Source organism: Simplicispira suum (genome assembly GCF_003008595.1).
Lineage (GTDB): Bacteria > Pseudomonadota > Gammaproteobacteria > Burkholderiales > Burkholderiaceae_C > Simplicispira > Simplicispira suum.
The window spans coordinates 2056648-2074302 of sequence record NZ_CP027669.1; the positions used below are offsets into that span (position 1 = coordinate 2056648).

Below are 17655 nucleotides of genomic sequence, written 5' to 3' on the forward strand. Positions count from 1 at the left end.
GCGCCTGCCAGTGCGGCTGCTGAAAATACAGGCAAAACATGCCTCCAGCGCTTATTGGGTATGCGCTACCAGCTATCAAAAACAAAGCGCGGGCCGGGTGGCCGAGTGCGTAGAGCGGCTCACAAAACTCAGCGAAGCGGCCCTGGCTAGGCGTTCCGTCGCAGGCAGTAGGGCAGTACGACAAGACGGAACAATGACGCCAGGGGAGTTTTCTTCGTCGCTCTTATTGGAACGCTACTTCGGCAAAACTGCGGAGCTTGCGGCTATGCAGACGGTGGATGCCGCCGGCGCGCAGGATGTCCACCGCGCGCATGCCAATGCGCAGGTGCTGGTCCACGCGCTCGCGGTAGAAATGGTTGGCCATGCCGGGCAGCTTGATTTCGCCGTGCAGCGGTTTGTCGCTGACACACAGCAAGGTGCCGTAGGGCACGCGAAAGCGAAAGCCGTTGGCGGCAATGGTCGCGCTTTCCATGTCGAGCGCCACCGCGCGGCTCTGGCTGAAGCGCCGCTGGGGGGTGTTGTCGGGCAGCAGCTCCCAGTTGCGGTTGTCGGTGCTGGCGACGGTGCCGGTGCGCATGATGCGTTTGAGCGCGCTGCGCTCCATTTGCGTGACGTCGGCCACCGCTTGTTCGAGCGCGACCTGGATTTCGGCCAGCGCCGGGATGGGCACCCACAGCGGCAGTTCTTCGTCCAGTACATGGTCTTCGCGCACGTAGGCATGCGCCAGCACGTAGTCGCCCAGCTGCTGGGTGTTGCGCAGGCCGGCGCAGTGGCCCAGCATCATCCAGGCGTGCGGGCGCAGCACGGCAATGTGGTCGGTAATCGTCTTGGCGTTGGCCGGGCCGACACCGATGTTGACCATGGTGATGCCGCTGCGGTCGCGCCGCACCAGGTGGTAGCCGGGCATTTGCGGCAGGCGCGGTGGCGGCGCGCCCAGTTCGTCAATGTCCTGCACCGGCAAGCCGGTGCGGCGCGTGACCACGTTGCCGGGTTCGACAAAGGCGATGTACTCGCTGTCGGGATTGGCCATCTCGGCGTGGCCCAGGCGCATGAACTCGTCGATGTAGAACTGGTAGTTGGTGAACAGCACGAAGTTCTGGAACCACTCGGGCGCCGTGCCGGTGTAGTGGCGCAGGCGGTGCAGCGAATAGTCCACGCGCGGCGCGGTGAACAAGGAGAGCGGCTGGGGCTCGCCTGGGCGGCGCGTCCAGGTGCCGTTGGCGATGCCGTCGTCCATGGCAGCCAGGTCGGGCAAGTCGAAGCGGTCGCGCATCAGCATGCGCCGCTCGGGGGTGAGCGTGCCTTCGACGTAGTCGTGCTCGGCAAACGAGAAGTGGATGGGGATGGGGTGCGTGCTCAGTCCCACCTCCAGCTCTACGCCGTGGCTCTTGCGCAGCAGGCGGAACTGTTCGGTGTAGTAGTGGCCGAAGAGGTCGGGCCGGGTCAACGTGGTTTCAAAAGTGCCCGGCCCTTCGACAAAGCCATAGGCCAGCCGCGTGTCGGCGCGCGCCACGGTGGTGGTGTGCAGGCGCACGTAGGGGTAGAAGGCGCGCACGCGTTCGGGCACGTCCTCGCCGGCCACAAAGCGCTGCATGGCGCCGCGCAGGTGCTCGATTTGCTGCTGGTAGAGCTGCTGAACGCAGGCCACGGCCGCGTCCGGGTCCGAAAAATGGGTGGCGGGAACAGGGTCGGTGGTAATCGGCATGCGCGTATTGTCCACGCCGCCCGTGACACTTTCAGCGCTGCTGCTCCAGCCAGGCCTGGGTCTGCGCCGCATCCATGGGCCGCGCAATGCCGTAGCCCTGGGCCAGGTCGCAGCGCAATTGCCCGAGCAGCGCCAACTGTTGCGGCTGCTCAACGCCCTCGGCCACAGTGCGCAGTTTGAGGCTGCGGCCCAGCTCGACGATGGCGGTGACGATGGCGACGTCGTCGCTGTCGCCGGGCGTGTCCATGACGAAAGAGCGGTCTATCTTGAGCTTGTCGAGCGGGTAGCGCTTGAGGTAAGAGAGCGAGGAATAGCCGGTGCCGAAGTCGTCGATGGCGATGCCCACGCCCAGCGCCTTGATCGACTGCAGCGTTTGCAGCACCTGCTCGCTTTGCTGCATCAACACGGTTTCGGTGAGTTCGACTTCGAGAAGCTGCGGCGGCAGGCCGGTTTCAGCCAGCACTGCGGCGATTTCGCTGGCCACGTCGCGCTGGCGGAATTCGAAGGCCGAGAGATTCACGGCCACCGGCACGCGCGGCAGGCCTGCGTCGTGCCAGGCCTTGAGCTGGCGACACGCCTCGCGCATGACCCAGCGACCAACGTGCGAGATGAAGCCGTGCGTCTCGGCAAAGGCGATGAATTCGCTTGGCGCCAGCAGCCCGCGCGTGGGATGCTGCCAACGCACCAGCGCCTCGAACCCGGCCAGCGCGCCATCTGCCACGTGTACGACGGGCTGGTAGTGCAGTACAAACTGGTTTTCTGCAATGGCCGTGTGCAGCTCGCGTTGCAGTTGCAGCGAGGCCATCGCATCGTCGGCCACGCCTGGGGTACTGAACTGGTGGTGGCCGCGGCCGCTGTCTTTGGCCTGGCGCAGCGCCGCTTCGGCCTGGCGCAGCAGGCCGGGTGCGGTGTGCTCGTCGTCCGGGAACAGGCTGATGCCAATCGAGACGGACTGCACGACGCTGGTGCCAGCCACCTCGATCGGTTCGGCCAGGCAGCGAAACAGCGCGTCGGCCAAGCTTGCCGCAGCCGTGCGGTCGGCGCTTGGAAGCACCACCACGAACTCGTCGGCGCCGGGCCGGGCAATGAAACCCCGCTCGGCTACGCAATGGCGCAGGCGCTGGGCGACGGTGCAGAGAATCTGGTCGCCCGCGCCATGGCCCAGTGAGTCGTTGATGGTTTTGAAATGATCGAGATTGAGATACAGCAGCGCGACCTGGCGCTGGCGCGGCGTTTGCGCTGTGCGCGCCTGGGCCAGTGCGAGCGCCAGCTGGTCGAGCAGCGCGCTGCGGTTGAGCAGCTCGGTCAGTGCGTCGTGCAGGGCAAGAAACGCTTCGCGCGCCTGCATGTGCTTGCGCGCGCTGATGTCGCGCACCACCACCACGCGGTAGTCGGCGCCCGTTTGTGGCATGGTCTTGCCGATGACTTCTACCGGGATTTCGTGCCCATCGCGGTGGAGGATGTGCACCTCGTAGAGGTATTCGCTGCCGTGGCTGGTGTAGTCCTGTGCGATGGGGCGCCAGGCGGGGGCGATGAAGTCGAACATATTGCGCCCCACCACCTCGTCCAGGGGAAAACCCGTGAGCCGTGCCATGGCGTCGTTGCAATCGAGCACCACGCCGTCGCTGTGGAACATGATGGCTTCTTCCGTGGCCTCGGCAAACTTGCGCGTGCGCTCTTCGCTCTCGCGCACGGCCCGCTCTGCGGCCCAGCTCGCGGTGCACTCGTGGGTGACCGAGAGTACGCCGTCTGGCACGCCGTCTGCACTGAAATGCGGGGTGAGGGTGACACTGAACATGCGCGCGCTGCCGTCGTCCGCGCGCCGTTCGTGCAGGTATTTGACGCGCGCGCCGCTTGCGCAGCGTTCGGCATGGAGGGCAACCTTGGCCCATTGGTCGGCGCCGAAAACTTCCTCAGGCGTCTTCCCGACAATCGACGCAACGGTGAAGCCATTGATTTTTGCGTACACCACATTGGCAAAGCGGCACAGCCTGCTGGGCAGTGCGTAATACGCCACCTGCCCGCCCAGCGATTCTGCAAGGGCGTGCAGCAGCTCAGCAGCGCCGGGGTCTGCGGCGGTCCGAGGTGTATCGGCTGGCGTGGTTTCGGTCATCGAATCCAGTTGGCGGGTGTTGGGCCTGAGTGCAGCAGGCCTGGAAACGCAACAATAGCTTACATGGCGGCCGTCTGGTGGGTCTACGGGTTTGTGCCAAGCCAAGTTTTCGGCAGTTAGCCAAGTTTGGGACGTTTTCGGTCGAGCCGGATAATCCCCGTATGACTTCATCCCCCCCGCACCAGGCGCCCGGCTTCGCCTCGCTTGCGCTCAACCCCACCACCCTCGCCAATCTGCAGCAGCTGGGCTACCTGCAAATGACGCCTATTCAGGCCGCCGCCCTGCCGCCGGCCTTGCTCGGGCACGATCTCATCGCCCAGGCCAGCACCGGCAGCGGCAAGACGGCCGCTTTTGGCCTGGCGCTGCTCGCGCGCCTGAATCCGCGCTGCTTTGGCGTGCAGGCCCTGGTGCTGTGTCCCACGCGCGAACTGGCCGACCAGGTGAGTGCCGAAATCCGCCGCCTGGCGCGCGCCGAGGAAAACATCAAGGTGGTGACGCTGTGCGGTGGCGTGCCGCTGCGCGGCCAGGCGCAAAGCCTGTCGCACGGCGCACACATCGTGGTGGGCACGCCCGGCCGCGTGATGGACCACCTGGAGCGCAAGCACCTGGCGCTGGACCAGCTCAATACCCTGGTGCTCGACGAGGCCGACCGCATGCTCGACATGGGCTTCTTTGACGACATTGCCACCGTGGCGCGCCAATGCCCGAAAAACCGCCAGACCCTTCTGTTCTCGGCCACCTACCCGGAAGGCATTGCCAAGCTCAGCCAGCAGTTCATGAAAGAGCCGCAGCGCATCACCGTGCAGGCGCAGCACAGCGCCGGCAAGATCGAGCAGCGCTGGTATGAGGTGAAAAGCAGCGAGCGCTTGCATGCCGTGTCCCTGCTGCTGGCGCACTTCAGGCCCGAATCGTCGATTGCCTTTTGCAATACCAAGCAGCAGTGCCGCGACCTCGTCGCCGTGCTGCAGGCGCAGGGCTTTAGCGCGCTGGCGCTGTATGGCGAGCTGGAGCAGCGCGAACGCGACCAGGTGCTGGTGCAGTTTGCCAACCGCAGTTGCTCGGTGCTGGTGGCCACCGACGTGGCGGCGCGCGGCCTGGACATTGCCGACTTGGCTGCCGTCATCAATGTGGACGTGACGCCCGACTCTGAAGTGCACATCCACCGCATTGGCCGCACTGGCCGGGGCGACGCGGAGGGCCTGGCACTCAATCTCGTCAGCATGGACGAGATGGGCAGTGTCGGAAAAATCGAAGTGCTGCAAGGCCGCGCCTCGCAGTGGAGCCCTTTGAGCGATCTCACCCCCACAGGCAGCGGTCCCTTGGTGCCGCCCATGGCCACCATTCAGATCATTGGCGGGCGCAAGGAAAAGATCCGCGCCGGCGACGTGCTGGGCGCGCTCACCGGCGACATGGGCTTTTCCCGCGAGCAGGTGGGCAAGATCAACGTCAACGAGTTCTCGACCTACGTGGCGGTCCAGCGTGGCATCGCCGCGCAGGTGGTCTCGCGCCTCAACGCCGGGCGCGTCAAAGGCAAGAGCGTGAAAGCGCGGCTGGTGACGGATTGAGTAAAGAATTAGGTGAAAATGGTCTCTAGCGCTTATTAGGTAAGCGCTGACAGCTATTGTTTCAATAGCGTCATGGCGCAGCCAGGGTGCTGCCGTTCAGTGCTTCGTTCCTGCGGATTCCAGCATCTGCACCATGGCCGCGTAGCCGCGCTGGCGCGCCAGCTGCAGCGGGGAGTTGCCTTGGCGGTCGGCAAGCGTGGTGCTGGCCCCCGCGTCCAGCAGCGCCTTCAGCGTGGCCTGGTGGCGTGGACCGCCGTCGCCGAGCACGATGGATTCAATCAGCGCCGTCCAGTGCAGGTTGTTGACATGGTCCAGCGGCGCGCCCGCCGCGATGAGCTGGTGCACCACCCCTGCGTGCCCTAGGTGGGCGGCGGCAATCAAGGCGGTGCCGTCGTAGCGGCTGGTGATCTGGCCGCTGCTGGCGCCCAGTTCGAGCAGCAGGCGCAAGGTGTCCTCGTCGTCCGCCACGGCGGCGATGGTGACGGCGTCGTAGCGCTCGTTTTCCAGTGCATTGAGCGATGCGCCAGCCTGGGCCAGCAGGCGAATTGCATCGCGCTTGCGGGCGAAGGTGGCCACGTGCAGCGCCGTGCGCCCATAGGCATCGCGCGCCTCCACGTCGGGGCCAGCCGCCAGCAAGCGCTTGAGCTTGGCGCTGTCGCCGCTTGCCGCAGCGGCGTGCAAACCTTGGTAGGCGGCGGCTTGCGCGGCGGTGGGCGGAACCTGAGCCGCTGCGGGCAGCGCTAGCAGCAGGGCGGCCGCCAGGGCCAGGGGTCGGATCGAACTCATCGCAATTCCCTTTGAGGTTCTGATGGCGCTAGGTGCCACGCTCAACGATTGAAACCGGCGCGCCTTAGCCCAGTGGCACCGCGCAAGGGCCGCCCCGCCGCGCTGGTGCCGTCCCCCTTGGGGGAAGGCGCGCAGCGCCGCAGGGGGTTACTTAAGTTCCACTTTGGCAATGGCCGCCATGGCGCACTGCTCGTCCAGGTGGCCCCCCGGCGCACCGCCCACGCCCACAGCGCCAATCACTTCGTTGCCCACCTTCAGCGGCACGCCGCCGCCCAGCAGCAGGTAGCCGGGAATCTGGCCCAGGTTGGCCGCAGCGGGGTTCTTCTGCGAGGCTTCCATGATGGCGAGCGTGGTGTTCTTGGCCGAGGCCGAGGTGTAGGCCTTCAGGCGGCTGGCTTCAAGCGTGTGCGGGCCTGCGTTGTCGGCGCGCTGCACGGCGCGCACGGTGCCAGCGCGGTCCACCACGGTGGCGGTCACGGCGTAGCCATTGGCGCTGCAGGCGGCCACGGTGTGGGCAGCGATCTGGCTGGCCAGGTCGAGCGAGATGTTCTTTTCGGTGCGAACGCCTTCAGCGTAGGCTGCGGTGGTGGCGATCAGGGACAGGGCGACGGCGGCAACGGTGGCGAGGCGGTTGTGCATGGTGTTCTCCGGTGTTTTGGTGTCGGCGTCACCCGTTGTGGCGCCGTGGGAGAACTGTAGAAAACGCCGCTGTTTTCGGCCATTCGTGCGGCTACGCGCATGGGTCCGTAGAACTACGCAGTAGTAAGCCACTCTGCCAATGTGCGCTCAATAGGCAGCAACTGTTCGTGCTGAGGGTGTCGAAGCACCGCGCGGCGCTCGGGCAGGCTCAGCGTGGCGGTTTTATTGAGATGCGTGAAAGTTCTATCGAGTGAAAAGCGTTTTTGCGTCAGTCTGCATCCACCAGCGCCGCATACCGCCGAATCAACTGCGCCAGCGACTCCGCGCCCAGCTTGGTGAACAGGTTGGCGCGGTGGGTCTCTACCGTGCGGGGAGACAGCTCCAGAGCCCGGCCGATTTCCTTGTTGGTCAGGCCTTGGGTGATGAGGCCCAGCACCTCGCGTTCGCGGGGCGAGAGTTGCGCATAACGCTCGCTTGTTTCCTGGTCGGACTGGTTCCGCTGGCGCGAGCGCACATGCTGGCGCACCGCCTGTTGCAGCGCCTCGATCAGCACCTCGTCGTGCACCGGTTTTTCCAAAAACTCGGCCGCACCGGCCTTGAAGGCGCGGCGGCACATGTCCACCGTGCCGTGGCCCGTGAGCAAAATCACCGGCTGGTCCACACCTTGGTCCAGCAATTGCTCCAGCACGCTCAAACCGCTGATGCCGGGCATGCGCACGTCGAGCACGATGGCGCCGATGTGGGCGCGGTCAAACGAGGCTAAGAAGGCGAGGGGATCTCCCCAGGTCTGCACGCGCAAGCCCACGGTGGCGATCAGCAGCGCCAGGGCTTCGAGCACGGCGGCATCGTCGTCCACCAGATGAATCAGCGGCGAAAGCGAGGTGTTGGTGTCGGTCATGGCAGGGGTTGGGCGGCCGGCAGCAAAAGCAAGAATTCGGCGCCGTCGGCAAGCTCGGGTCCCAGGCTGAGATGGCCGCCCATGGCCTCGGCCAGACTTTCGCAAAGCGGCAGCCCCAGCCCCAAGCCATCGGCGCGGCTGGAGTAGAACGGCTCGAACAGGCGCGCGCGCGCCTCGCCGCTCAGGCCTGGCCCGTGGTCGCGCACCGACAGCAGCACCCGCCCGCCTGCTGCGGCCCGCAGGCCAAGCTGCACCACGCGCTGCGGCGCCGGCACCTGCTCCAGCGCCTGCATGGCGTTGGTGAGCAGGTTGTGGATGATTTGCTGCAGCGCGATAGGTTCGGCAAGTGCCAGGGGCAGATCGGGCGCGACGTCAACTTCACTCGCCACGCCGCGCCGGGCCAGCTCGGGCGCCAGCAAGTGCAGCGCCTCTTGCACTGCGGCCGGTAGCGCCACCGCCTGCGCGTGGCCGGCCAGGTCCGGGCGCTCCACCAGCCGGCGCAGGCGCCCCACAACGTTGGCGGCGCGGCGGGCCTGCTGCACGCTCTGGCCCATGGCGGTGCGCGCCGTGTCCAAGTCGGGCGGGGTATCGCCAAGCAGGCGCTGCGCCGCCTGGGTGCTGGCCAGCAGCGCGGTCAGTGGCTGGTTCAACTCATGCGCCATGCCCGCTGCCAGCTCGCCCAGGGTGTTGAGCCGTGCCACTTGGCCCAGGCGCAGCAGTTGTTCGGCGCGCAAGCGCGCCTCGCGCTGGCGCCAGAGCAGGCGCGCCGCTGCCAGGGTGGCCGCGCTGGCCAGTACCCAGCTCAGCATTGCCAGCCACGGCAGCTCGCCCCAGGCCACCACGCGCTCGGCCAGCACGTCGAACGGCTGGCTGGGCGATGCCAATGTTTTTCGAAAGTCGAAGCGCCAACCGCGCGCGGGAATGCTCCCCGCCTGGAGCACCAGCGACTGTCCTTCGTGTACGAGCACCACGCGCACCGGGCTGGTTTTCGCGTCCATCGGCCACTCGGACCAGGGCACGGTGGCTTGCAGGTCCAGCAGCAGCGCATAGCTGACGGGATCGCCGGCCTGCACCAGCCAGTAGCGCCCGGCGGCCAGATCAGTGCGCGCAAGCTGTGGGCGGCCCAGTTGGCGCGAGGCCACCTGCGCGCTGGCCAGGCTGGTTGCCAGAGCCGCCGGCCAGCTGCTGCCCTCTGGCTGAGTCAGCGCCGAAAGAATGCGTGGGTAAACCGAAGGCAGGCGCTGCGCCGCCGCCGCGCTGCCATCGGGGCTGGGCTGCAGCAGCACCAGTGTGGCCATCACCGCATCGTTTTGCACCATTTGTTGGCTCAGCAGCCGGTGCACGATGCGGGCGTCGGTTTCGAAGGCGGCCTGCAACTGCGCCAGGCGCGCGAAACCCAGCCAGCCGGCGCCGACGGCGGCGACCAGAAGCCAGGCCCCCAACCAAGCCAAGCGGCGCCACCGGGTGTTCATGCGGCGATTCTGTCACGCGCCCGCGCTCGCCTCTCTGGTGTAATTTGGCGCGGTGCAACTGGCGCGGGCCGGATGTCCTCACAACGACAAGGAGATGCGAATGATGGCCCTATTGCAGCGCGTGCGCGAGGCGCGTGTCGAAGTGGCGGGCGAGGTTGTCGGTCAGATCGGCGCCGGGCTGCTGGTGCTGGTCTGCGCTGAGCGGGGTGACACCGAAGCCGAGACCGACAAGCTGCTGGCCAAGCTGCTCAAGCTGCGCATCTTCAGTGACGAGGCCGGCAAGATGAACCGCAGCGTGCAGGACATCGGCGGTGGCCTGCTGCTGGTCAGCCAGTTCACCCTGGCAGCGGACACCACGGCCGGCAACCGTCCCGGCTTTTCGCAGGCCGCCGCACCCGAGGACGGGCGCAGGCTGTTCGACTACTTCGTCGCCCAGGCCCGCAGCGCCCATCCGGTGGTGCAGACCGGGCGCTTTGCCACCGACATGCAAGTCCATTTGGTGAACGACGGGCCGGTGACGATACCGCTACGCATTGCGCCGATGCTTCCAAAGATATAGCTGTTGGCGCTTGTGTAGTAAGCGCTAGAGGCCAATTTGGTTAGAAATTACTGGCGATAAAAGAAGATTGCAGTCATCACCAGTCCGGTGAGCACAATCCCCCCGCGCAGCCAGGGCGCGGGAATGCGCCGGGCCACCCGCGCGCCGCCGTAGCCGCCCAGCGTGGCGGCCACCATCATCATCAGCGCCTGGGGCCACAGCACCACCCCGCCGGCGGCGTAGATGGCCACAGCGATGGCGGTGAGCAGGGCCGAGACCCAGTTTTTGAGCCCGTTCATGGCGTTCAAGTTGGTTTGCCCCAGTAGCCCGAACAGCGCCAGCAGCAGGATGCCCAAGCCCCCGTTGAAGTAGCCGCCATAGGCGGCGACGATGAGCACCCCCGCTGTCGCTTTGGCGGTGGACGGCTTGCCGCCCGCCGTCCATTCGCGCAGCTTGGGGCCGAGGGCAAACAACAGTGTCGCGGCCAGCAGCAGCCAGGGCACGATGATGGAAAACAGGTCGTTGGACGTGACCAGCAGCAGCCCCGCGCCCGCTGCACCGCCGATGAGCGAGAGCACGACCAGCAGTTTCATGGACAGGCCCGGCGGCGGCTCGGTGTCTTCGCGAAACCCCCAGGCCCCCGCTGCGTAGCCGGGCAGCAGCGCCACGGTGCCGGTCGCGTTGGCCACCACGGGCGGCACGCCGGTGAACACCAGCGCGGGCAGGGTCAGAAAGCTCCCGCCCCCGGCCACGGAATTGAGGGCGCCGGCGACAAAGGCGGCGGTGAGAAGCAGGGCGGTATCGAACATGGGGGATACGGGGCGGGCGTTGCGCCAAGCCAGAGTTTTAGAGCTATTTTAGGTGCGACTTATCTCGATTTTTGTGTTTATTACACGCAAATTAAGTTGTAGTGCTGTGCCTGATGGCGCCATCGCGTATTGGTTTCACGGCCCCAAGTGCGCGCCAATGCACGTCTTTGCATGTTCAGGCGTACGGGTCGGCAAAACCCAGCTCGCCCAGGATGGCGGTTTCGTAGGCTTCCATCTCGGCGGCGTCCTGCGCGCTGGTCTCATGGTCCCAGCCCTGGGCATGCAGGGCGCCATGCACCAACAGGTGGGCGTAGTGCTCTTCCAGGGTTTTGTTCTGCTCCAGCGCCTCGCGCGCCACCACAGGGGCGCACAGCACCAGGTCGGCCAGCACCAGGGGTTCCTGCGCGTAGTCGAAGGTGAGCACGTTGGTGGCGTAGTCCTTCTGGCGGTAGTCGCGGTTGAGCTGGCGGCCTTCGTCCTCGTCGACGATGCGCACGGTGATCTCGGCATTGGCTGACAGGGCGTGGCGAATCCAGCGCGCTACCCGGTGGCGCGCCAGTACGGCGCGGTGCTCGGGGGCAGCGGCAAAGCGGGCGAACTGCAGGGACAAGGAAAGTGCAGGCAGAACCATATATTTATGGTGTTTTAGGCCGCTAGCGCTTATCTGGTAAGCGCCATCAGCTATATAAAAAAGAGCAAACTACGCGGCCCGCGCCCGCCCAGGCCGCCCAGCCGCGTCGTAGGCGTCCACGATGCGTGCCACCAGCGGGTGGCGCACCACGTCCGCGCTGGTAAAGCGCGTCACCGAAATGCCCTTGACGCGCTTGAGCACGCGCTCGGCCTCTACCAGGCCGCTCATTGCGCCTTTGGGCAGGTCGATCTGGCTCACGTCGCCCGTGACCACCGCCTTGGCGCCAAAGCCGATGCGGGTGAGGAACATCTTCATCTGCTCGGGTGTGGTGTTTTGCGCTTCGTCGAGGATGATGAAAGCGTTGTTCAGCGTGCGCCCGCGCATGAAAGCCAGCGGCGCGATCTCCAGCTGGTTGCGCTCGAACGCCTTTTGCACCTTGTCGTAGCCCATGAGTTCGTACAGCGCGTCGTACAGCGGGCGCAGGTAGGGGTCGACTTTTTGTGCCAGATCGCCGGGCAGGAAGCCCAGGCGTTCGCCCGCTTCCACCGCCGGGCGCGTGAGCACGATGCGCTGCACGGCCGAGCGCTCCAGGGCATCGACGGCGCAGGCCACGGCCAGATAGGTTTTGCCGGTGCCCGCCGGGCCAATGCCCAGGCTGATGTCGTGCGTGGCGATATTGGCCAGGTACTGCGCCTGGGTGGCGGTGCGGGCGCGCAGGTCGGCGCGGCGGGTGGTCAGTTGCGAGCCGTCCACGACCGCATCGGCCAGATCGCTGTCGCCGGCCAGCATCAGCTGGAGCGTGTCTTCGGCAATCGGGCGGTCGGCGATCTCATAGACCGCCTGCAGCATTTCCATGGCTTGCGTGGCGCGCGCCTTGGGGCCATCGACCTTGAATTGCTCGTGCCGGTGCGCAATGCTGACCTGCAGCGCCGCCTCGATGGTGCGCAGATGGCTGTCGGCCGGGCCGCACAGGTGCGACAGGCGTGTGTTGTTGTGGGGGGTGAAGGTGTGGCGCAGGATCACGCTGATAATTCCAGCAAATGGTGAAGCGCCATTGGTGCAATGGGCGCGATTTGCGCAGTGTGCGCTAAGCGACGGGAAGGAACGCAATGATAGGCAAGTTGACCGGTACCCTGCTGGAGAAAAATCCCCCCGAGGTGCTGGTGGATTGCAATGGTGTGGGCTACGAAGTGCAGGTGCCCATGAGCACCTTCTACAACCTGCCGCCTATTGGTGAACGCGTCAGCCTGCTAACCCAGTTCATCGTGCGCGAGGACGCGCAGCTGCTGTACGGTTTTGCCAGCGTGCAGGAGCGCGCCGCGTTCCGCGAGCTGATCAAAGTGGCCGGCGTCGGCCCGCGCACGGCGCTGGCGGTGCTCTCGGGCATGGGCGTGGGCGATCTGGCGCAGGCCATCAGCTTGCAGGAGGCGGGCCGCCTGGTGAAGGTGCCGGGCATCGGCAAGAAGACCGCCGAACGCTTGCTGCTCGAACTCAAGGGCAAGCTGGGTGCCGAGCTTTCGGGCGCGGCGGCGCTGGTCAAGAGCGACGCGCAGGCCGACATTCTGCAGGCGCTGCTGGCGCTGGGTTACAACGACAAGGAAGCGGCCGCGGCGCTCAAGGCGCTGCCTGCCGATGTGGCGGTGAGTGACGGGATTCGGCTGGCACTCAAGGCGCTGGGGAAATAGCGCAGAGCGATACCGGATGGGTTTTATCAAGGGCGCGTATGAAGAAAAATTGGTTTGACAGCGGAAGATTGGCCGCAGCAATTCTCGCGGGAGCGGCACTGGTGGCATGTGGTGGCGGGGGCGACATCGCCGAGTCCTCCACTCAGTCCGTGCCCGTGCTGAAAGTGGAGGCACGCGTCCAGCCTGCTGGTATGCAAGAGGCGGGGGCCATCCAATCGCGCTCGCTGACCGGCGGGGCACGGGCCCAGGCGGTTGAGCTGCGCCTGGGGACACTCAATCTCAGCAAGAGTGCAGTGCTGCAAGATCCGGGCGTACGCCTCATCGGTCTGGCCCGCCCCCTTGCTGCTGCTCGCTCGCCGGAGGCAATGGCGGGACTGCTGCACTGGCAAGCTACCCGTGCCGGGGGCCAGGTGGCCGCCCTGAGCGTCTCGGCGCAAGGTGCATATGGCTTGCGCATGGGCCTGCGCGTGGACACCCTCCCGAGCAACGCAACGCTGCGCGTCTACAGCCAGGGCCGACCTGAGGCGGTGTATGAAATTTCCGGTCAGCAAATTCTGCAGACGATCGCTCGCAACCTGGAGGCGGGCGATGCCGAGGATGCTGCACGCACCTGGTGGACCCCCGAGACGGGTTCGCCCGAACAGACCCTGGAGATTGAATTGCCGGCAGGCACCGACCCCAGCGCGCTGCGCGTCTCACTACCGCAGGTGTCGCACATTTTTGAGGACCTCTCATTGCCGACGGAAGGCGCCCTGGAAACCAAGATCAATGAGTCAGACACTTGCAACCTGGATGCCACCTGCTACGACGAGCTTGCTGCCCAACGTGACTCCGTGGCGCGCATGCTGTTTAGCAAGGACGGCAATACCTACGTCTGCACCGGTACGCTGCTCAACGATGTGGCAGGCTCCGGGACGCCGTACTTCCTCAGCGCCAACCACTGTATTTCGACCCAGAGCGCCGCAGCAAGCCTGCAGACCGACTGGTTCTATCGCTCGCCCACGTGCAACAGCCGCACGCTGTCTGCGGCCTCCACGCGGCGTCTGGGAGGAGCAACACTGCTGTATGCCAGTGCGGCCACCGATATGACCCTGCTGCGCCTGAACGAGGCTCCGCCGACTGGCGCACGTTTCGCGGCGTGGGATGCATCGGCGCAGCCGATGGGATTGAGCGTATTTGGTTTGCACCACCCGCAGGCAGATCTGTTGAAAGTGAGCCTTGGCAATGTGACGAATCTCACTTCATGCAGCAGCTCGTCGGACAATTTCTTTAACTGCGATGGCACGAGTGGCAACTACTACCGTGTGGCCTTGTCCAGCGGGACGAGCCAAGGTGGGAGCAGTGGTTCGGCTCTGTTTTCCCTTGGGAGCAAGTATGTGATCGGCACCTTGTACGGCGGAGTCACAAGCTGCAGTGCCACAGGAACCTTCGATATTTACGGGCGGTTTGACGTTGCCTACAACGACGGGATCAAGAAATGGTTGGCCGGCAACAGTGGAGGAGACGGCGGTGGGGCGAGTGGAGGCGCTTCGACCTTTGGCAACCTGTTTCGGACAATTCTGGGCCCCAAATGACTTCCCCCAAACGCGCTGGCACGGTTGAGAGAAGTCGCATGCAAGTTACTTTGCTTCGACGAGATCTTTCAAAATATCATGCCCTTGGAGCGAATAATTCTTGGTGGAAAGAGATGTAATATCAGTGATGGATATACTGACGCTTTTCAGGTTATCGGTGGTTTTTTCCTTGGAAAATGCACAGATTGCTTCGCCTGGAGCAAACGCAACCAGTATGCCCGCGTCCGTGGGTCGCCCAGGCGTGCGACCCACGCCGGAGTTATAAACCGTGGTTATTTCAGCAGGCGTTCCCCCGCGGAGGCTGCCGTTTAAATATCTGTTGCCAAGCCAATCGTCGTTGGTCCACACATTGATTCCCTTGAGATCTTGCACTACCAGAGTGGAATCTGAATTCTCTTCGTTCGATTCTGCGAATACGATCAAGATTTTCGAACCTTGAAACGTTGCGCCTCCGCCTTCAATGATGGTGCACCCCGAGGCCGACGCAGTCCGTGATTGAAGATTGTTGGTGCTGATATTTAAGAGGCCTGCTTGTGCGGAAAGAGTAAGTAGCGACAGAGCGAAAAGAACGGCAGGTTTGATTTTTGTCATATTTAATTGGTATTTTGATTGTATTATGGTTAATTTCAATTGTTATGATGGTATATTAAATATAAAATAAATGATACGTTGGCGAATACTTGCCGAAATAGGTGTTATCCCTTATGTGCTCTGGTGACATAGATCGACTCTCCTTTGGCTCTATAGTCTACGTTGGAGCGTTTACTGGAAATCTTCCTACGTGACCATCCAGACCGACGATTTTGCTCCCGCGCCAGCCAAGCGCGTCATTTCCGCTGCCCCTGCCTCTCCCCAGGAAGAGGCGATTGAGCGCGCCCTGCGTCCCAAGCTGCTGCAGGAATACGTCGGCCAGGCCAAGGCGCGCGAGCAGTTGGAGATATTCATCGGCGCCGCCAGGAAGCGCGGCGAGGCACTTGACCACGTGCTGCTGTTCGGCCCGCCCGGCTTGGGCAAGACCACACTCAGCCACATCATTGCCACCGAGCTGGGCGTGAACCTGCGCCAGACCAGCGGCCCGGTGCTGGAAAAGCCCAAGGACCTGGCGGCACTGCTGACGAACCTGGAGCGCAACGATGTGCTCTTTATTGACGAGATCCACCGCCTCAGCCCGGTGGTCGAAGAAATTCTTTACCCCGCGCTGGAGGACTACCAGATCGACATCATGATCGGCGAAGGCCCGGCGGCGCGGTCCATCAAGCTCGACCTGCAGCCCTTCACGCTGGTGGGCGCCACCACGCGCGCCGGGATGCTGACCAACCCGCTGCGCGACCGCTTTGGCATCGTGGCGCGGCTGGAGTTTTATACGCCGGAAGAGCTGGCGCGCATCGTCACCCGCAGCGCCGGACTGTTGGGCACGCCGATGGACGAGGCGGGGGGCTTTGAGCTGGCGCGGCGCTCGCGCGGTACGCCGCGCATCGCCAACCGGCTCCTGCGCCGCGTGCGCGACTACGCCGAAGTCAAGGGCGATGGCCACATCACGCAGGACATCGCCAACCGGGCGCTGGCCATGCTGGATGTCGATCCGCAGGGTTTTGATGTCATGGACCGCAAGCTCCTCGAAGCGCTCATTCACCGCTTTGACGGAGGCCCCGTGGGTCTGGACAACATTGCGGCCAGCATTGGCGAAGAGGCTGGCACGATTGAAGACGTGATTGAGCCCTATCTGATTCAGCAAGGCTATCTGCAGCGCACCACCCGCGGCCGCGTGGCCACGCTGGCGGCGTACCGCCATCTGGGCGTCACGCCGCCCCAGGCCGCTGGGGGTTTGTTCGACGCCGGGACACTTGCGTGAGCCGGCGTCCGCTTGCCTTGTGGCTGCTGGGTCTCGCGATCCTGCTGGCTGCTGTGGTCGGGGTCGGCAGCCTCTGGCTGCGCGGGCCGCAGGCGGATGTGATTGAAGTGCAGCGTGCACCGCTGGTGCGCACCTTGCAGTTCTCGGCCCGCGTGGCGACGCTCTCGCGCGTGGACATCGGCAGCACCCTGACTGGCCGGGTCGCGCAGGTGCGGGTGCGCGAAGGCGCCGAGGTCCGCAAGGGCGACGTGCTGGTGCAACTGGAAGACAGCGAATGGCGCGCCGCACTGGTCCAGGCCGAAGCGGGCGAAGCGCAGGCGCGCGCGCGTTTGGCGGGTCTGCGCAGCAGCGGACGCAGCGCGTCGGACGCGGCGCTCAGCCAGGCCGAGGCCACCTTGCGTGCTGCAAGCAGCGCGTTTGAGCGTGCACGTCGACTCAAGGCCCAAGGCTTCTACAGCGATGCCCAACTCGACGAAGCGCGCCGTGTGCTCGACGTGGCGCAAGCGCAGCAGCACAGCGCGCGCGCCCAGGTGCAGGCCAATGCCGATACGGGAACCGATATCGCGCAGGCACAGGCGCAGCTCGACGTAGCGCGCGCCGCCAGTGGGGCTGCCCGTTCGCGCCTGGCGCAGGCCCAGCTGCTGGCGCCCACCCAGGCGCGCGTGCTGGTGCGCTCGGTAGAGCCGGGGCAGATCGTGCAACCGGGCAAGGCCTTGCTCAGCCTGGCCCTCGCGGGTCCCACCCAGTTTGTGGCGCAGGTGGACGAGCGCTTTCTGGAGCAGCTGCGCACTGGTCAGCAAGCCGCTGTGGTGGCCGACGCTTTCCCCGGTCAGCGTTTTGCCGCCCGCGTGCTGAGCATTGCGCCTGCGGTCGACGCGCAGCGCGGCGCCATTGAGGTCAAGTTCGCTCTGGCCAGCGAACCGCCGGCGTTTCTGCGCGAAGACATGACGCTGTCGGTGGAAGTGGAAACCGGCCGGAGGGACAGCGCGCTGGTGCTGCCGCAGTCCGCATTGTGGCCGCTGGACGCCGAGGCCAAAGCAGCCGAAGGCATGGCAAGCGCTGTGACCACATCGCCTGACGGACCCGAAAGTCAGAGGGTGGGGAACGTGCGCTACGTCCTGGTGGTTGAGAGTGGCCGTGCTCAGTTGCGTGCCGTGCACCTTGGCCTGCACACGCTCGGCGCAGTGGAAGTGCGGGACGGCCTGGCCGAGGGCGAGCAGGTGCTCGTGCGCAGCGGTGGCATGGATGGTAGCCTCCAGCCCGGCCAGCGTGTGCGTGCCCGGCCGGTGCACTGGGCGCCCTCGGCCACTGGCAGTCCTGGCAATGGTGCACGCGCGGAAGACGCTGGCAGCGCCATGTCCAACGCCATGGGTCGTTAGGCACAAGGA

General features: G+C 65.2%; 16 protein-coding genes. 6 read left to right on the top strand and 10 right to left on the bottom strand.

From position 1 onward, the window contains the following. Nucleotides 1-223 precede the first annotated feature (223 nt). Together C6571_RS09530 and C6571_RS09535 are read right to left on the bottom strand one after the other, a co-directional pair. Nucleotides 224-1705 carry an AMP nucleosidase gene (locus C6571_RS09530; protein ID WP_106448149.1) on the bottom strand — a complete coding sequence of 494 codons (1482 nt, stop codon included), beginning with the start codon at nucleotides 1703-1705 and terminating at the stop codon, nucleotides 224-226. Between the two features lie 31 nt (nucleotides 1706-1736). Then, nucleotides 1737-3818: a putative bifunctional diguanylate cyclase/phosphodiesterase gene (locus C6571_RS09535; protein WP_106446477.1), complete on the bottom strand. Its 2082-nt coding sequence runs from the start codon at nucleotides 3816-3818 to the stop codon at nucleotides 1737-1739. Nucleotides 3819-3979: 161 nt separating this feature from the next. Between C6571_RS09535 and dbpA the strand changes: the two genes are divergently transcribed. Continuing rightward, entirely contained in the window at nucleotides 3980-5383 is a 1404-nt protein-coding gene (gene dbpA, locus C6571_RS09540; protein ID WP_106446478.1) for an ATP-dependent RNA helicase DbpA, read from the top strand. Between the two features lie 96 nt (nucleotides 5384-5479). Here dbpA and C6571_RS09545 read toward each other — a convergent pair whose 3' ends face one another. From C6571_RS09545 to C6571_RS09560, 4 genes are all read right to left on the bottom strand, one after another. Next, nucleotides 5480-6169, bottom strand: a complete 690-nt coding sequence (locus tag C6571_RS09545; RefSeq protein ID WP_106446479.1) for an ankyrin repeat domain-containing protein — start codon at nucleotides 6167-6169, stop codon at nucleotides 5480-5482. 147 nt (nucleotides 6170-6316) lie between these two features. Next, nucleotides 6317-6808 (bottom strand): GlcG/HbpS family heme-binding protein, encoded by a 492-nt coding sequence (locus C6571_RS09550; RefSeq protein WP_106446480.1) that lies wholly within the window; start codon nucleotides 6806-6808, stop codon nucleotides 6317-6319. Between the two features lie 268 nt (nucleotides 6809-7076). Continuing rightward, nucleotides 7077-7706, bottom strand: a complete 630-nt coding sequence (locus tag C6571_RS09555; RefSeq protein WP_106446481.1) for a response regulator transcription factor — start codon at nucleotides 7704-7706, stop codon at nucleotides 7077-7079. After that, nucleotides 7703-9178, bottom strand: coding sequence for a sensor histidine kinase (locus tag C6571_RS09560; protein ID WP_106446482.1), 1476 nt, complete (start codon nucleotides 9176-9178; stop codon nucleotides 7703-7705). The genes C6571_RS09555 and C6571_RS09560 overlap by 4 nt, the downstream gene beginning before the upstream one ends. Nucleotides 9179-9278: 100 nt before the next feature. Between C6571_RS09560 and dtd the strand changes: the two genes are divergently transcribed. Then, nucleotides 9279-9737 (top strand): D-aminoacyl-tRNA deacylase, encoded by a 459-nt coding sequence (gene dtd, locus C6571_RS09565; RefSeq protein WP_106446483.1) that lies wholly within the window; start codon nucleotides 9279-9281, stop codon nucleotides 9735-9737. Between the two features lie 47 nt (nucleotides 9738-9784). Here dtd and C6571_RS09570 read toward each other — a convergent pair whose 3' ends face one another. From C6571_RS09570 to C6571_RS09580, 3 genes are all read right to left on the bottom strand, one after another. Continuing rightward, nucleotides 9785-10525, bottom strand: a complete 741-nt coding sequence (locus C6571_RS09570; RefSeq protein ID WP_106446484.1) for a sulfite exporter TauE/SafE family protein — start codon at nucleotides 10523-10525, stop codon at nucleotides 9785-9787. Nucleotides 10526-10700: 175 nt separating this feature from the next. Further along, a complete protein-coding gene (gene ybeY / locus C6571_RS09575) occupies nucleotides 10701-11156 on the bottom strand; it encodes an rRNA maturation RNase YbeY (RefSeq protein WP_106446485.1) in 456 nt (151 codons plus the stop codon). Between the two features lie 69 nt (nucleotides 11157-11225). Continuing rightward, the gene (locus tag C6571_RS09580; RefSeq protein WP_106446486.1) at nucleotides 11226-12179 is read right to left on the bottom strand and encodes a PhoH family protein; all 954 of its coding nucleotides are present in this window, start codon (nucleotides 12177-12179) and stop codon (nucleotides 11226-11228) included. Between the two features lie 86 nt (nucleotides 12180-12265). Here C6571_RS09580 and ruvA point away from each other — a divergent pair, with 86 nt between their 5' ends. Both ruvA and C6571_RS09590 read left to right on the top strand, forming a co-directional pair. Beyond that, on the top strand, nucleotides 12266-12841 hold the full coding sequence (ruvA, locus tag C6571_RS09585; RefSeq protein ID WP_106446487.1) for a Holliday junction branch migration protein RuvA: 576 nt from the start codon (nucleotides 12266-12268) through the stop codon (nucleotides 12839-12841). 38 nt (nucleotides 12842-12879) lie between these two features. Continuing rightward, entirely contained in the window at nucleotides 12880-14415 is a 1536-nt protein-coding gene (locus tag C6571_RS09590; protein WP_106446488.1) for a trypsin-like peptidase domain-containing protein, read from the top strand. Between the two features lie 45 nt (nucleotides 14416-14460). Here the strand turns inward: C6571_RS09590 and C6571_RS19495 are convergent, their stop codons facing one another. Beyond that, a complete protein-coding gene (locus tag C6571_RS19495) occupies nucleotides 14461-15006 on the bottom strand; it encodes a hypothetical protein (protein WP_146139324.1) in 546 nt (181 codons plus the stop codon). Between the two features lie 190 nt (nucleotides 15007-15196). Here C6571_RS19495 and ruvB point away from each other — a divergent pair, with 190 nt between their 5' ends. Then, nucleotides 15197-16267 carry a Holliday junction branch migration DNA helicase RuvB gene (gene ruvB / locus C6571_RS09595; protein ID WP_106446489.1) on the top strand — a complete coding sequence of 357 codons (1071 nt, stop codon included), beginning with the start codon at nucleotides 15197-15199 and terminating at the stop codon, nucleotides 16265-16267. After that, nucleotides 16264-17646 (top strand): efflux RND transporter periplasmic adaptor subunit, encoded by a 1383-nt coding sequence (locus C6571_RS09600; RefSeq protein ID WP_106446490.1) that lies wholly within the window; start codon nucleotides 16264-16266, stop codon nucleotides 17644-17646. The genes ruvB and C6571_RS09600 overlap by 4 nt, the downstream gene beginning before the upstream one ends. Nucleotides 17647-17655 lie beyond the last annotated feature (9 nt).

Excerpts from the sequence above, each read along its gene's own strand:
- ruvA (WP_106446487.1), top strand. The coding sequence starts at position 12,266 with ATGATAGGCAAGTTGACCGGTACCCTGCTGGAGAAAAATCCCCCCGAG.
- C6571_RS09560 (WP_106446482.1), bottom strand. The coding sequence starts at position 9,178 with ATGAACACCCGGTGGCGCCGCTTGGCTTGGTTGGGGGCCTGGCTTCTG.
- C6571_RS09530 (WP_106448149.1), bottom strand. The coding sequence starts at position 1,705 with ATGCCGATTACCACCGACCCTGTTCCCGCCACCCATTTTTCGGACCCG.
- C6571_RS19495 (WP_146139324.1), bottom strand. The coding sequence starts at position 15,006 with ATGACAAAAATCAAACCTGCCGTTCTTTTCGCTCTGTCGCTACTTACT.
- C6571_RS09590 (WP_106446488.1), top strand. The coding sequence starts at position 12,880 with ATGAAGAAAAATTGGTTTGACAGCGGAAGATTGGCCGCAGCAATTCTC.
- C6571_RS09545 (WP_106446479.1), bottom strand. The coding sequence starts at position 6,169 with ATGAGTTCGATCCGACCCCTGGCCCTGGCGGCCGCCCTGCTGCTAGCG.
- dbpA (WP_106446478.1), top strand. The coding sequence starts at position 3,980 with ATGACTTCATCCCCCCCGCACCAGGCGCCCGGCTTCGCCTCGCTTGCG.
- C6571_RS09550 (WP_106446480.1), bottom strand. The coding sequence starts at position 6,808 with ATGCACAACCGCCTCGCCACCGTTGCCGCCGTCGCCCTGTCCCTGATC.
- ybeY (WP_106446485.1), bottom strand. The coding sequence starts at position 11,156 with ATGGTTCTGCCTGCACTTTCCTTGTCCCTGCAGTTCGCCCGCTTTGCC.
- C6571_RS09535 (WP_106446477.1), bottom strand. The coding sequence starts at position 3,818 with ATGACCGAAACCACGCCAGCCGATACACCTCGGACCGCCGCAGACCCC.
- C6571_RS09570 (WP_106446484.1), bottom strand. The coding sequence starts at position 10,525 with ATGTTCGATACCGCCCTGCTTCTCACCGCCGCCTTTGTCGCCGGCGCC.
- C6571_RS09555 (WP_106446481.1), bottom strand. The coding sequence starts at position 7,706 with ATGACCGACACCAACACCTCGCTTTCGCCGCTGATTCATCTGGTGGAC.
- dtd (WP_106446483.1), top strand. The coding sequence starts at position 9,279 with ATGATGGCCCTATTGCAGCGCGTGCGCGAGGCGCGTGTCGAAGTGGCG.